Origin of the sequence: Terrabacter sp. RAF57, from assembly GCF_052113925.1 — a bacterium.
In the GTDB taxonomy this organism is placed as follows: Bacteria; Actinomycetota; Actinomycetes; order Actinomycetales; family Dermatophilaceae; genus Terrabacter.
Genome location: NZ_JBFRDT010000013.1, coordinates 134,455 through 147,559 on the forward strand (window position 1 = coordinate 134,455; position 13,105 = coordinate 147,559).

12 protein-coding genes are annotated in these 13,105 nt (G+C 71.7%); 7 read left to right on the forward strand and 5 right to left on the reverse strand.

Annotated features, from left to right (window positions below):
* Position 1: 1 nt before the first annotated feature.
* Genes AB4Y83_RS15695 through rimO form a run of 4 tightly spaced genes read right to left on the reverse strand, consistent with a single transcriptional unit; the run spans position 2 to position 3,090 of the window.
* The gene (locus tag AB4Y83_RS15695) at positions 2 to 304 is read right to left on the reverse strand and encodes a helix-turn-helix domain-containing protein (RefSeq protein ID WP_056780226.1); all 303 of its coding nucleotides are present in this window, start codon (positions 302 to 304) and stop codon (positions 2 to 4) included.
* An 11-nt stretch (positions 305 to 315) separates the two neighbouring features.
* On the reverse strand, positions 316 to 900 hold the full coding sequence (locus AB4Y83_RS15700; RefSeq protein ID WP_442297432.1) for a CinA family protein: 585 nt from the start codon (positions 898 to 900) through the stop codon (positions 316 to 318).
* A gap of 1 nt (position 901) precedes the next feature.
* Entirely contained in the window at positions 902 to 1,618 is a 717-nt protein-coding gene (gene pgsA / locus AB4Y83_RS15705) for a CDP-diacylglycerol--glycerol-3-phosphate 3-phosphatidyltransferase (RefSeq protein WP_442297433.1), read from the reverse strand.
* Positions 1,615 to 3,090 carry a 30S ribosomal protein S12 methylthiotransferase RimO gene (gene rimO, locus AB4Y83_RS15710; RefSeq protein WP_442297434.1) on the reverse strand — a complete coding sequence of 492 codons (1,476 nt, stop codon included), beginning with the start codon at positions 3,088 to 3,090 and terminating at the stop codon, positions 1,615 to 1,617. The genes pgsA and rimO overlap by 4 nt, the downstream gene beginning before the upstream one ends.
* A gap of 28 nt (positions 3,091 to 3,118) precedes the next feature.
* Between rimO and AB4Y83_RS15715 the strand changes: the two genes are divergently transcribed.
* Entirely contained in the window at positions 3,119 to 4,339 is a 1,221-nt protein-coding gene (locus AB4Y83_RS15715; RefSeq protein WP_442297435.1) for a dipeptidase, read from the forward strand.
* A gap of 54 nt (positions 4,340 to 4,393) precedes the next feature.
* Here AB4Y83_RS15715 and AB4Y83_RS15720 read toward each other — a convergent pair whose 3' ends face one another.
* Positions 4,394 to 5,140 carry an ion channel gene (locus tag AB4Y83_RS15720; RefSeq protein ID WP_442297436.1) on the reverse strand — a complete coding sequence of 249 codons (747 nt, stop codon included), beginning with the start codon at positions 5,138 to 5,140 and terminating at the stop codon, positions 4,394 to 4,396.
* A gap of 101 nt (positions 5,141 to 5,241) precedes the next feature.
* Between AB4Y83_RS15720 and AB4Y83_RS15725 the strand changes: the two genes are divergently transcribed.
* The 6 genes from AB4Y83_RS15725 (at position 5,242) to AB4Y83_RS15750 (ending at position 13,075) form a co-directional block, all read left to right on the forward strand.
* Positions 5,242 to 5,328, forward strand: a complete 87-nt coding sequence (locus AB4Y83_RS15725) for a potassium-transporting ATPase subunit F (RefSeq protein WP_082588788.1) — start codon at positions 5,242 to 5,244, stop codon at positions 5,326 to 5,328.
* Complete coding sequence (gene kdpA, locus AB4Y83_RS15730) at positions 5,328 to 6,974, forward strand: potassium-transporting ATPase subunit KdpA (protein WP_442297437.1); 1,647 nt, start codon at positions 5,328 to 5,330, stop codon at positions 6,972 to 6,974. Before AB4Y83_RS15725 ends, kdpA begins: the two co-directional genes overlap by 1 nt.
* Before the next feature lie 104 nt (positions 6,975 to 7,078).
* Positions 7,079 to 9,148 carry a potassium-transporting ATPase subunit KdpB gene (gene kdpB / locus AB4Y83_RS15735; protein ID WP_442297465.1) on the forward strand — a complete coding sequence of 690 codons (2,070 nt, stop codon included), beginning with the start codon at positions 7,079 to 7,081 and terminating at the stop codon, positions 9,146 to 9,148.
* Between the two features lie 5 nt (positions 9,149 to 9,153).
* The gene (gene kdpC / locus AB4Y83_RS15740) at positions 9,154 to 9,726 is read left to right on the forward strand and encodes a potassium-transporting ATPase subunit KdpC (RefSeq protein ID WP_442297438.1); all 573 of its coding nucleotides are present in this window, start codon (positions 9,154 to 9,156) and stop codon (positions 9,724 to 9,726) included.
* 17 nt (positions 9,727 to 9,743) lie between these two features.
* Complete coding sequence (locus AB4Y83_RS15745; RefSeq protein WP_442297439.1) at positions 9,744 to 12,401, forward strand: DUF4118 domain-containing protein; 2,658 nt, start codon at positions 9,744 to 9,746, stop codon at positions 12,399 to 12,401.
* Positions 12,398 to 13,075, forward strand: coding sequence for a response regulator transcription factor (locus AB4Y83_RS15750; RefSeq protein ID WP_442274729.1), 678 nt, complete (start codon positions 12,398 to 12,400; stop codon positions 13,073 to 13,075). The genes AB4Y83_RS15745 and AB4Y83_RS15750 overlap by 4 nt, the downstream gene beginning before the upstream one ends.
* Positions 13,076 to 13,105: the final 30 nt, after the last annotated feature.

A 13,105-nucleotide genomic window follows, 5' to 3' on the forward strand; every position in this document is an offset into this window, starting at 1 on the left:
ATCAGGCAGCGGAGGCGGACACCACGTCGCCCGACGGGACGGGCAGCGAGACGGTCGGGGCGAGGCCTTCGCTCTCGGCCATCCGGTTGGACACGTCGATGAGGACCTGCGACAACGGCAGGGCCAGCGCCCCGCAGATCGAGGCGAGCAGCTCGGACGAGGCTTCCTTCTCGCCGCGCTCGACCTCGCTGAGGTAGCCGAGGGAGACAGAGGCCGTCGCAGAGACCTCACGGAGGGTGCGGCCCTGGGCGCGCCGGCGCTCACGGAGGACGTCGCCGAGCTCGCGCCGCAGCAGTGTCGTCATGTCGTCCTCCTTCAGGTCGCTGGTGTCGTGCGTTCGGGTGGCGGGCCGTCGTCGGGGTGACCCGACAGCCCTACCGTACCCCGAGGGTCCCACGGCGGCGCAGGTGTTTGGCGCGTGGCGCCCGTCTCCTCCACCGCGAGCCGGAGCACCGCGTCCACGGTGGCCGACCGGATCTCGGCCCTGGTCCCGTTCAACTCCAGGGCACGCGTCACTGTTCCCGACGGACCGGAGACAGCCACGTGGACGGTGCCCGCCGGCTTGCCCTCCGACGGTCCCGGGCCGGCCACACCGGTCGTGGCGAGGCCCCACGTGGAGCCGAGCCGACGGCGTACGCCCTCGGCCATGAGCACGGCTACCTCGGGGTCGACGGTGCCCACCCGTGCGATGAGCTCGTCGGGCACGTCGAGCAGCGCCGTCTTCACCTCGGCGGCATACGCGACGACCCCACCGAGCAGCACCACGGACGCGCCAGGGGTGTCGGCCACGGTGGCGGCGACGAGCCCCGCGGTCAGCGACTCGGCACAGGCCACGGTCTGGCGCGCCTCGGTCAGCCGGGCCACGAGACGTGCCCCCGGCGCCTCGGACACGTCGTCCACGTCAGTCCCGTTTCGCCGTCCGGGGTGGCGCCGGGTCGCCGGTGGAGCCGTCCGGCGTCTCGGACCTCGCCTCCCGGGCGGCGGCGCGGGCGGCCCGCCGGGCCAGCGTGCGCTCACTCGTCTCGCGCAGCCGTGCCGCCTTGAAGACGTAGTCGATGCCGCTGACCACGGTCATGACGAGCGCCGCGCCGAGCACGACGTAGGCCACGAGCAACCACGCGCTGCCGAACGGGAGCACCCAGAGCGGGAAGGTCAGGGCCCCGAGCGACAGCGTCTGGAGCATCGTCTTGAGCTTGCCGCCACGGCCGGCCGGCATGACGCCGTGCCGGATGACGACGAAGCGCAGCACGGTGATGCCGATCTCGCGGACGAGGATGACGACGGTCACCCACCACCACACGACCCCGAGCAGCGACAGCCCGATGAAGGCCGTGCCGGTCAGCGCCTTGTCGGCGATGGGGTCGGCGACCTTGCCGAAGTTGGTGATCTCACCGCGCTGCCGCRCGATCTTGCCGTCGATGCCGTCAGTGACCGCGGCGAGGACGAAGACCGCCCACGCCCAGAAGCGCCACCACGGCTCGTTGCCGCCGTCCTGGAAGAGCAGCGCGGCGTAGACCGGGACGAGCAGGAAGCGCAGGACCGTCAGGGCGTTGGGCAGGTTCCAGTCGGTCGGTCGGGGCGCCGGCCCCTCCCCCCGGTGGAAGGTCTGTGGCGTCATCGCGGCTCCGCGACGAGGTCGATCCCCTCGGTGCCGACGACGACAGCCGGCACGAGGTCGCCGACCTGAGGGGCCGGGGCACCCTGGGGGACGTGCACGATGGTGACGCCGTCGACGTCGGGCCCCTGGAAGTCGGCGCGCCCGACGACGGTGCCCTCCTCGTCGTCGATCTCCTCGACGAGGACGAGGACCCGCTCGCCGACGCGCTCTTCGGCCCGCTGGGCGTTCAGCTCCTCGACGAGGCGGGTGAAGCGGTCGAGACGCTCGGCGACGACCTCGGGAGCCAGCTTGCCGGCGTAACCCTCGGCCTCGGTGCCGTCCTCGTCGGAGTAGCCGAAGACGCCGACGACGTCGAGACGGGCCTCCGTGAGGAAGGCCTCGAGCTCGTCGAGGTCGGCCTCGGTCTCGCCCGGGAAGCCGACGATGACGTTGCAGCGGATGCCGGCCTCGGGAGCGTCGGCACGCACCCGCCCGAGGAGCTCGAGGAAGGCCTCGCGCGAGCCGAACCGGCGCATCGAGCGCAGGAGCGGCTCGGACGCGTGCTGGAAGGAGATGTCGTAGTAGGGCGCGACGCCGGGGGTGTCGGCCATGGCGCGCAGCAGGCCGGGCCGGATCTCGGCCGGTTGGAGGTAGGAGACGCGGACGCGCTCGATGCCCTCGATCGCGGTCAGCTCGGGCAGCAGCTTCTCGAGCAGGGCGAGGTCGCCGAGGTCCTTGCCGTAGCTCGTGGAGTTCTCGGAGACGAGGAAGAGCTCCTTGACGCCCTGCTCGGCGAGCCAGCGGCCCTCGGCGACGACGTCGGCGGGACGGCGCGACAGGAACGCGCCACGGAACATCGGGATGGCGCAGAACGAGCAGCGCCGGTCACAGCCCGAGGCGATCTTGAGCGGCGCCCACGGACGACCGTCGAGGCGCGCGCGGATGACCCGGGGACCGGAGGCGGGGGTCGGCACGTCGTCGTCGGCGAGGTCTGGGCGTGGGTCACCGTGGCCCGGCAGCGCGACGGACGCGGAGCCCTGCTGGCGCTCGACCGGGGTCAGCGGGAGCAACGTGCGACGGTCGCCCGGCGTGTGGCTCTCGACGTGGCCGCCCGCGAGGATCGTCTGCAGGTGCGTGCTCATGTCGCGGTAGGAGTCGAAGCCGAGCACGGCGTCGGCCTCGGGCAGCTGGTCGGCGAGCTCCTTGCCGTAGCGCTCGGCGAGGCAGCCGACGGCGACGACCTTCTGCGTGCGGCTGCCCTCGCCCTTGAGGTCGGAGGCCTCGAGCAGCGCGTCGATGGAGTCCTTCTTGGCCTGCTCGACGAAGCCGCACGTGTTGACGACCGCGACATCGGCCTCGGACGCGTCGTCGACGAGACGCCATCCCTCCGCGAGCAGCCGACCGGCCAGCTCCTCGGAGTCGACCTCGTTGCGCGTGCACCCGAGGGTGACGAGTGCGACGCTCTTGTCGGCGCTCGGGTGGGGAGGGGTCATGCGTCCACTCTAGATGCCGGGGTGTTCAATGGCCGACATGCTCGGAACCGCCGCCCACGGCCACGACGACCTGCTCACGAGGGCCCGCGACCTGCTGCGGGCGCACCCCCTCGTCGACGGCCACAACGACCTCCCGTGGGAGGCCCGCGAGCAGACCGGCTACGACTTCGAGGCCCTCGACATCTCCGGCCGCCTCACGACGACGCAGACCGACCTGCCCCGCCTCACCGAGGGCGGGGTCGGCGCGCAGTTCTGGTCGGTCTTCGTGCCGAGCACCCTCCAGGGCGACTCGGCCGTCACGGCGACGCTCGAGCAGGTCGACGGCGTGCACCGGATGATCGGGTCGTATGCCGACCGGCTGGCGCTCGCCCGCACCGCGGACGAGGTGGAGGCTGCCACCGCGACGGGCCGCGTCGCGTCGCTCCTCGGCGCCGAGGGCGGTCACTCCATCGGCTGCTCGCTCGGGACCCTGCGGATGCTCCACGTCCTCGGCGTGCGCTACCTGACGCTGACGCACAACGACAACACGCCCTGGGCCGACTCGGCCACCGATGTGCCCCTCGTCGGCGGCCTCAGCGAGTTCGGCCGCGAGGTCGTGCGCGAGATGAACCGCCTCGGGATGATGGTCGACCTCAGCCACGTCGCCGGGACGACGATGCGGGACGCGCTCGGGACCACCGACGCACCGGTCATCTTCAGCCACTCCTCGGCGCTGGCCCTGTGCGACACCCCCCGCAACGTGCCCGACGACGTGCTCGGCGCGCTGCCCGCCAACGGCGGCGTGTGCATGGTGACCTTCGTCCCCGAGTTCGTCTCGCCCGCGACCGCCGCCTGGCGCGTCGAGGCCGCCGCCGCCGCGGCGGAGGTGGGCGTGGAGGCGCGCGACTGGGAGGCGTTCGGCCGGTTCACCGCCGGGTGGCAGCGTGATCGCCCCAAGCCGGACGCGACGATCGAGCAGGTCGTCGCCCACCTCGAGCACGTGCGCGAGGTGGCCGGCATCGACCACATCGGGATCGGCGGCGACTACGACGGCACCGACACCTTCCCGGTCGGGCTCGAGGACGTCAGCGGCTACCCGCGGCTCGTCGCCGCCCTGCTCGAGCGGTCGTGGTCCGAGGCCGACGTCGCGCAGCTCGTCCGCGGCAACACGCTCCGCGTCATGCGCGACGTCGAGGCCGTGGCCCGCGACCTCCAGACGACCCGCCCCCCGAGCCTCAGGACCTTCGCCGAGCTCGACGGCACCCGCTGAGCGCTGCCTGCCCGACCCGGGCACACGGCATACGCCCTCGGTGGGCGCAGCCCGCTACTGACGGAAACGGGCGATGGTGAGCCCGACGAGGCGGGCGACGACGAGCGCGACGTAGAGCATGCCGGCGATCTGCTGGAGCAGCACGAACGAGCGGGCGTGCGGGGTCACGGCGTAGATGTCGGAGAGGCCGGTCGAGGTCATCGTCGTGATCGAGAGGTAGAGCAGCTCGTACCAGGTGCGCACCCCCGGCAGGGTCTCGCCGTAGATGGTGAACGAGTTCGGCCAGATGAACTGCACGGCGACGTAGAGGTAGGCGAAGCCCCACGCGACGACGGTGAACGTCGCGCCCGTGGCGTAGAGCTCGTCACGGGTCACCCAGTTGTCGGCGAACATGTACCGCAGCAGGCCGTAGCCCGTGTAGAAGTAGAAGAGCGCGTGCAGCAGGGCGCTCCAGAAGGCGATCGGGCTGTTGTCGGGCCACACGGCCTCAGCCACGGTGAGCAGGACCACCGGCCCGCCCAGCACGACGGCGACCCACGTCAGCGCCGGGGTCGCCCGCACCGCGCGCACGGCGAGGAAGAGCACGAGCAGGCCGATGAGGCCGAAGACCGCGCGTCCCGCCTCGCGGTACTCACCGAGGGTGGCGGTCTCGACGAAGGGGTAGGCCAACAGCGCACCCAGCTGGACGAAGAGGAGCAGGGCGCACGGCAGCTCGTTGACCTTGCGCCGCAGCTGGTCGAGCCGTGACGGCGGCCCGGCGCGACGGGGCGATGACGGCCAGAGCTCCAGCGACGCACTCACGACTCGGACTCTAGTGGCGGGCCCGTCAAGAACGCGTCAAGAGCCGTCAGCGCGCGGTCAACGGCTGCAGGGCGCCCGGCGGGCCACCCTAGGAAGGAGTCATGTTCACCTCCATCCTCCTCCTCGTGGTCGGCGTCGCCGTGCTGGTGTACCTCGTCCACGTCCTGCTCCACGCGGACCGGTTCTGATGAGCGACACCGTCAGCGGGCTGCTCACGATCGCCGTCCTCGTCGCCGCGCTCGCCGCCGTCCACGTGCCACTCGGGTCGTGGATGGCACGCGTCTTCACCGACACCCGGGACTGGCGCGTCGAGCGCCTCGTCTACCGGCTGTGCCGCGTCGACCCCGCGTCCGAGCAGCGTTGGAGCACGTATGCCGTCGCCGTCCTCGGCTTCTCCGTCGTCGGCGTCGTCCTGCTCTTCGCGCTCATCGCCCTGCAGGGCGTCCTGCCGTTCGCCCGCGGTGCGTCGATGAACCTCGACACCGCCCTCAACACGGCCGTGTCGTTCGTGACGAACACGAACTGGCAGTCGTATGCCGGTGAGTCCGGCACGTCGCCGCTCGTCCAGACGCTCGGGCTGACCGTCCAGAACTTCGTCTCGCCGGCGGTGGGGCTGGCCGTGGCCGTGGCGCTCGTGCGCGGCCTCGCTCGTTCGAGCGGGGCCGAGATCGGCAACTTCTGGGTCGACCTCGTGCGTGGGTCACTGCGTGTCCTGCTGCCCCTCGCCGTCGTCGCGGCCGTCGTCCTGCTGCTCGGCGGCGTCATCCAGAACCTGACGGAGCCGACCACCATCACGACCGTGACGGGCGGCTCGCAGGTCGTCCAGGGCGGCCTCGTCGCGTCGCAGGAGGCGATCAAGGAGCTCGGCACGAACGGCGGCGGATACTTCAACGCCAACTCCGCCCACCCCTTCGAGAACCCGAACGCCGTCACGAACCTCGTCGAGATCTTCCTGCTGCTCGTCATCCCGGTCTCCCTGCCGCGGACCTACGGCATCCTCGTCGGCGACCGGCGGCAGGGCTGGGCAGTGCTCGGCTTCATGGCGACGCTCTGGGGCCTCATGGTCGCGGCCGTGACGTGGGCCGAGGTGAGCGCGGCGAGCGGCCCGCTCGGCGGCCTCGAGGGCAAGGAGGTGCGTTTCGGCGTCTGGCCGTCCGCCCTCTTCGCGGCGAGCACCACCGGCACCTCGACCGGCGCCGTCAACTCGATGCACGAGAGCTACAGCCCCCTCGGTGGAGGCGGTGCGCTCGTCCACATGCTCCTCGGCGAGGTCTCCCCCGGCGGTGTCGGGTCGGGACTCTACGGCGCCTTGCTCCTCGCGATGCTGACCGTCTTCATCTCCGGGCTCATGGTCGGGCGCACCCCCGAGCTGCTCGGCAAGCAGATCGGTCGGCGCGAGATCACGCTGGTCGCGCTGGCCCTGCTCGTCATGCCGGCCCTCGTGCTCGTCTTCACGGGGATCGGCATGGTGGCGCCCCTGGTGTCGTCGCAGATGCTCGCGAGCGGCCCGCACGGGCTCACTGAGGTGATGTACGCCTACGCCTCGGCCGCCAACAACAACGGCAGCGCGTTCGCCGGCTTCTCGGCCGACACGCCGTACACGAACCTCACCCTCGCCCTGTGCATGTTCCTCGGCCGCTTCGTGCCGATCGTCCTCGTGCTGGCTCTTGCCGGTTCCCTGGTGGCGCAACGACGTCGGCCAGCCAACGCTGGCACCCTTCCCACCCACACACCCACGTTCGCGGGCCTCTTCGTCGGGGTGGCGATCATCGTCGCCGGACTCACGTTCTTCCCTGCCCTGGCCCTCGGTCCCCTCGCGGAGGCACTGTCATGACCCCGTCCCCGACGACGACCCCGTCGTCCCCCGACACCACCGACCCGCGTGGCCCCGGCGCCCACACCGGCTCGGCCCACCGGCGCGGCGGCTCCGGCAGCGAGATGCCTCTCAGCAGGGCCGGGAAGGCCCCGCTGTCGCTCGGCACGCTCGCGCGCCAGCTGGTCGCGACCTTCCCCGAGGCCGTGCGCAAGCTCGACCCGCGTCACGTGTGGCACAGCCCCGTCGTCTTCGTCGTGTGGATCGGCTCGCTCCTGACCACCGTCGTCGCGGTCGTCGACCCCTCGTGGTTCGCGTGGAGCATCACCCTGTGGCTGTGGGCCACCGTCCTCTTCGCCAACATGGCCGAGGCCGTCGCCGAGGGCCGCGGCAAGGCGCAGGCGGCCACGCTGCGCGCCACCCGGACCACGACGACGGCTCAGCGCCGGAGCGCCGACGGCTCCATCGAGACCGTGGCTGCCTCCGACCTCACGATCGGCGACGTCGTCGTCGTGCGTCCCGGCCAGGTCATCCCCGGTGACGGGGACGTCGTCCAGGGCATGGCCACCGTGGACGAGTCGGCGATCACCGGCGAGTCCGCTCCCGTCATCCGTGAGTCCGGTGGTGACCGGTGCGCCGTCACGGGCGGCACGACCGTGCTCTCCGACGGCATCACGGTGCGCATCACGACCAAGCCCGGTGAGACCTTCATCGACCGGATGATCGCCCTCGTCGAGGGCGCGGCACGGCAGAAGACGCCCAACGAGATCGCGCTGACCATCCTGCTCACGACGCTGACGATCATCTTCGTCCTCGCCGTCATGGCGATCCAGCCGCTCGCCGCCTACTCCGGCCAGGAGCAGTCTGTCGTCGTGCTCGTGGCCCTGCTCGTCTGCCTCATCCCCACGACGATCGGGGCGCTGCTCTCCGCGATCGGCATCGCCGGCATGGACCGGCTCGTGCAGCACAACGTCCTCGCGATGTCGGGCCGTGCCGTCGAGGCAGCGGGCGACGTGTCGACGCTCCTGCTCGACAAGACCGGCACCATCACGTTCGGCAACCGCCGTGCAACCGAGCTGCTCGCGGCCCCCGGCCTTCCGGACGTGGAGGTCACCGAGGCGGCATACCTCTCCTCACTGGCCGACGAGACGCCCGAGGGGCGCTCGATCGTCGAGCTGTCCGCGCGGGGACTCGCCGACGAGACGCGTACGCGCTTCGACGGAGCCCGGCGCGAGGGTGCCACGTTCGTGGAGTTCACCGCGCAGACCCGCATGTCGGGGATCGACCTGCCCGACGGCACGGCCGTGCGCAAGGGTGCGTCCGACGCCGTGTGCCGCTGGGCTTCCGACCACGGGGGTGGCGTTCCGTCCGGGGTGCTCACCGAGGTCGCCGGGATCGCCAGCTCCGGCGGGACCCCTCTGGTCGTCGCGTCGAAGCAGCCGGGCGAGCCGGCCCGGGTGCTCGGCGTCATCCACCTCAAGGACGTCGTCAAGCCCGGCATGAAGGAGCGCTTCGCCCAGCTGCGCACGATGGGCATCCGCACCGTCATGATCACCGGCGACAACCCGCTCACGGCGAAGTCCATGGCGGAGGAGGCCGGGGTCGACGACTTCCTCGCCGAGGCCACACCCGAGGACAAGATGGCCCTGATCCGGAAGGAGCAGCAGGGCGGCCGTCTCGTGGCGATGACCGGCGACGGCACGAACGACGCCCCCGCCCTGGCCCAGTCGGACGTCGGCGTGGCGATGAACACCGGCACCTCGGCTGCCAAGGAGGCGGCCAACATGGTCGACCTCGACTCCGACCCCACGAAGCTCATCGACATCGTCTCCATCGGCAAGCAGCTGCTCATCACCCGAGGAGCGTTGACGACCTTCTCGATCGCGAACGACATCGCGAAGTACTTCGCGATCATCCCGGCGATGTTCGTCGTGCTCTTCCCCGGCCTCGAGGTCCTCAACATCATGGGCCTCTCGACCCCGAAGTCGGCAATGCTCTCGGCCGTGATCTTCAACGCCCTCGTCATCGTCGCGCTGATCCCCTTGTCGCTGAGGGGGGTTCGCTACCGGCCCTCCGGAAGCACTGCCCTGTTGCGGCGCAACATCCTCATCTACGGAGTCGGCGGCGTCATCGCCCCGTTCATCGGCATCAAGCTGATCGACCTCGTCGTGAGCCACCTCCCCGGAATGATGTGAGACACGTGGACAACGTCATCAAGCAGTCCCTCGCGGGCCTTCGGGCCATGCTCGTCCTCACCGTGCTGTTCGGCGTGCTCTACCCCGCCGCGGTGTGGGGCGTCGGCCAGGTCGCCGGACGCGACCAGGCGGCCGGCTCGCTCGTCTCGTCCGGAACCAGGGTCGTCGGCTCGAGCCTCATCGGCCAGCAGTGGCAGGGCGACGAGTGGTTCCACGGTCGCCCCTCGGCCAGCGACTACGCCGGCGACACGAGCGGTGGAACCAACCTCGGGCCCGGTGCTGACCTCGAGGCCGAGGTCGCCAGGCGCGCGGCGGCAGCGGGTCTCGACCCTTCGACCGCTCCCGCCGACGCGCTCACCGCATCGGGCAGCGGGCTGGACCCCCACATCACACCGGCGTATGCCGTCGCCCAGGTCGAGCGCGTCGCCGCAGCCCGAGGTCTCGACGTCACCCGGGTCCGGGCGCTCGTCGAGGAGCATTCACAGGACCGCATCGCCGGCTTCCTGGGCCAGCCGCGGGTCGACGTCCTCGAGCTCAACCTCGCCCTCGCGCGTCTCTCGGCGCCGAGCGCCGGGTGACCTGAGAGGATCAGCGCATGGGTCGAGGGTCGCTTCGGATCTACCTCGGGGCCGCGCCCGGAGTCGGCAAGACGGTCGCGATGCTCGACGAGGCGCACCGGCGCCTCTCGCGGGGCACGGACGTCGTCGTCGGCTACGTCGAGACGCACGGGCGGTCCCACACGGCGGCCATGCTCGAGGGCCTCGAGGTCCTCCCTCGTCGCACGGTCGAGTACCGCGGCAACCGGCTCACCGAGCTCGACGTCGCCGCGGTCCTCGCCCGACACCCTCACGTGGTCCTCGTCGACGAGCTCGCCCACACCAACGTCCCCGGCTCGGGCGCCCCGTCGGGCGGCGGGGCCGGGGACGCGTCGCGTGACGGGCACGAGAAGCGCTGGCAGGACGTCGAGGAGATCCTCGAGGCCGGCATCGACGTCATCTCGACCGTCAACATCCAGCACCTCGAGTCGCTCAACGACGTCGTCGAGTCGATCACGGGCATCCGACAGCAGGAGACCGTCCCCGACGAGGTCGTACGCCGGGCCGACCAGGTGGAGCTCGTGGACATGTCACCCGAGGCGCTGCGCCGTCGGATGGCGCACGGAAACATCTACGGACCCGACAAGGTCGATGCCGCCCTCGCCAACTACTTCCGGACGGGGAACCTCTCCGCGTTGCGCGAGATCGCGCTGCTGTGGCTCGCGGACCGGGTCGACGAGGCGCTCGAACGCTACCGGGCCGACCAGGGCATCAGCGAGCAGTGGCCCACTCGCGAGCGCGTCGTCGTGGCCCTGACCGGCGGCGCCGGCAGCGAGACGCTGCTCCGGCGAGGTGCCCGCCTCGCCACCCGCGCGGCCGGCGGTGACCTCATCGCCTGTCACGTCCGGTCGTCCGAGGGCCTCACGTCGACCGACCCTGCCGTGCTGGTTCGGCTGCGGCAACTGGCTCGCGACCTCGGGGCGGAGTTCCAGGACGTCTCCGGCCAGGACGTCGCAGAGGCGATCCTCGACCACGCCCGCGGCGTCAACGCGACGCAGATCGTCGTCGGCGTCAGCCGGCGAGGCCGGTGGCAGCAGATCCTGCGTCCGAGCATCGCCTCCGAGGTGGCCGACGGCTCGGGCGACATCGACGTCCACCTGGTCCCTCACGAGGGGTCGAAGGTCGCCAGCCGTCGCCGGAACGCCACTGGCCTGCCCGCCCGCCGGGTCGTCGGCGGGATGCTGTTCGCCGTCGTCGCCCTCGTCGGGCTGACCGCCGTGCTCGTYGCCACCCGGGAGGGGCACACGCTCTCGCTCGACCTGCTCCTCTACCTCGCGCTGACCGTCGTGTGCGCCCTCGTGGGTGGCATCTGGCCGGCGCTCTTCTGCGCCGTCGTCGGCTCGCTCGTCGTCAACTGGTTCTTCACCGAGCCACGGGGCACGCTCACCATCAGTGACCCACCCAACGCCCTGGCTCTCGCCGTCTTCGTGCTCGTGGCCATGGCGGTCTCGTCGGTCGTCAACGTCGCAGCCCGGCGCACCGAGCAGGCGGTCTCGGCCGAGCGCGAGTCGTCAGCGCTCGCCGCGATGAGTCGCGACCTGCTCGCCGAGCCGCGACCCCTGCCGGCCCTGCTCGACCGTGCGCGCGACGACCTCGGCATGCGCGCTGCCGTGCTCACCGAGTCGCACCCGGACCAGCCGTCGACCGTCGTCGCCTCGACCGACCCCCACCTGCCCGCAGGCACCGTGCTCCCGGTCGGCGCCGTGTGGGCTCTGGACATCACCGTCGACGACGGTGTCCACCTGCTGCTCGACGGACCGCCCGTGGCGGCCGAGGACCAGCGCGTCGTCAACGCGTACGCCACCCATGCCGCGATCCTGCACGGACGCGAGCAGCTCGTCCGGGCCGCGCGCGAGGCCGCCGGGCTCGCCCGCGACAACGCCGCGCGCACGACCCTGCTCGCCGCCGTCTCGCACGATCTGCGCACGCCCCTCGCGAGCATCAAGGCGGGGGTCTCCACGCTGCGCCAGTCCGGTCTCGACCTGACGGCCGACGACGAGGCAGAGCTGCTCGAGTCGATCGAGGAGAGCGCGGACCGCCTCGACGCCCTCATCGGCAACCTCCTCGACCTGTCCCGGCTCGAGACCGGTGCCGTGCGCGCGCACCACCACTCGATCGACCTGCTCGACGCCGTCGTGTCGACGGTGCGCACCACCTCCGCCCCCCAGCGCGTCGACGTCGACCTCGAGCCGGACCTCCCCCTCGTGCGGACCGACCTGGGACTGCTCGACCGCGTGCTCGCCAACGTCGTCGAGAACGCCCTGAGGCACAGCGGCGACGCAGAGGTGCGCCTCACGGCAGGCCGGATCGGAGCCACCGTGCAGCTGCGAGTCATCGACCGCGGACCGGGCGTGTCCGATGCCGACAAGGAGCGCATCTTCGCTGCGTTCCAGCGGGCCGGGGACGCCCCGCAGGGCGACGGCCTCGGCCTCGGCCTGGCTGTGGCTCGGGGACTGATGACCGTGCTGGGCGGCTCGCTCGTGCCGGAGGACACCCCGGGCGGTGGCCTCACGATGGTCGTCGAGCTGCCCCTCACCCCGCCGGTCCCCTCGGGTCGAGGTGATGGCGGCACCGACGTGGCTGACAGCATCACCTCGACCGAGGCTGCTGGGCCTGCCGGGCCTGCCGGGCCTGCCGAGACGAAGGAGGACGCGTGACCCGAGTGCTCGTCGTCGACGACGACCCGCGGCTGCAGCGCACCCTGACGATCGCGCTGCGGGCCCACGGCAACGAGGTCGTCACGGCCGCCGACGGTCGCACCGCGGTCCAGTCGGTGCTCGAGGACGCACCCGACGTCGTCATCCTCGACCTCGGACTGCCCGACCTCGACGGCACCGAGGTGCTGCGCCGCATCCGCGCCGCGTCGGTCGTCCCGGTCATCGTCCTGTCGGCACGTCACGAGTCCGACGACAAGATCGAGGCGCTCGACCTCGGCGCGGACGACTACGTCACGAAGCCCTTCGGTGTCGAGGAGCTGCTCGCTCGGGTGCGCGCGGCCGTGCGCCGCGGCGGCGACCTCGGCCGGCACCTCGGGCCGGTCGCGACCGACCACTTCGTCCTCGACTTCGCCGAGCGGAGGGCGACCGTCGAGGGCGAGGACGTCCGTCTCACGCCGACCGAGTGGCGGGTGCTCGAGGCGCTGTGCCGCGAGCCCGGTCACCTCGTCCAGCAGCAGGACCTGCTCAGAGCCGTCTGGGGCCCTTCGTACGGGCGCGAGTCGAACTACCTGCGCGTCTACGCCAACCAGCTGCGCCGCAAGCTCGAGCCCGACCCGGCGAACCCGCGCCACCTCGTCACCGAACCCGGTCTCGGCTACCGCTTCAACCCCTGAACCGCGGTGGGGTCGGGGCTCTCGGCCTCA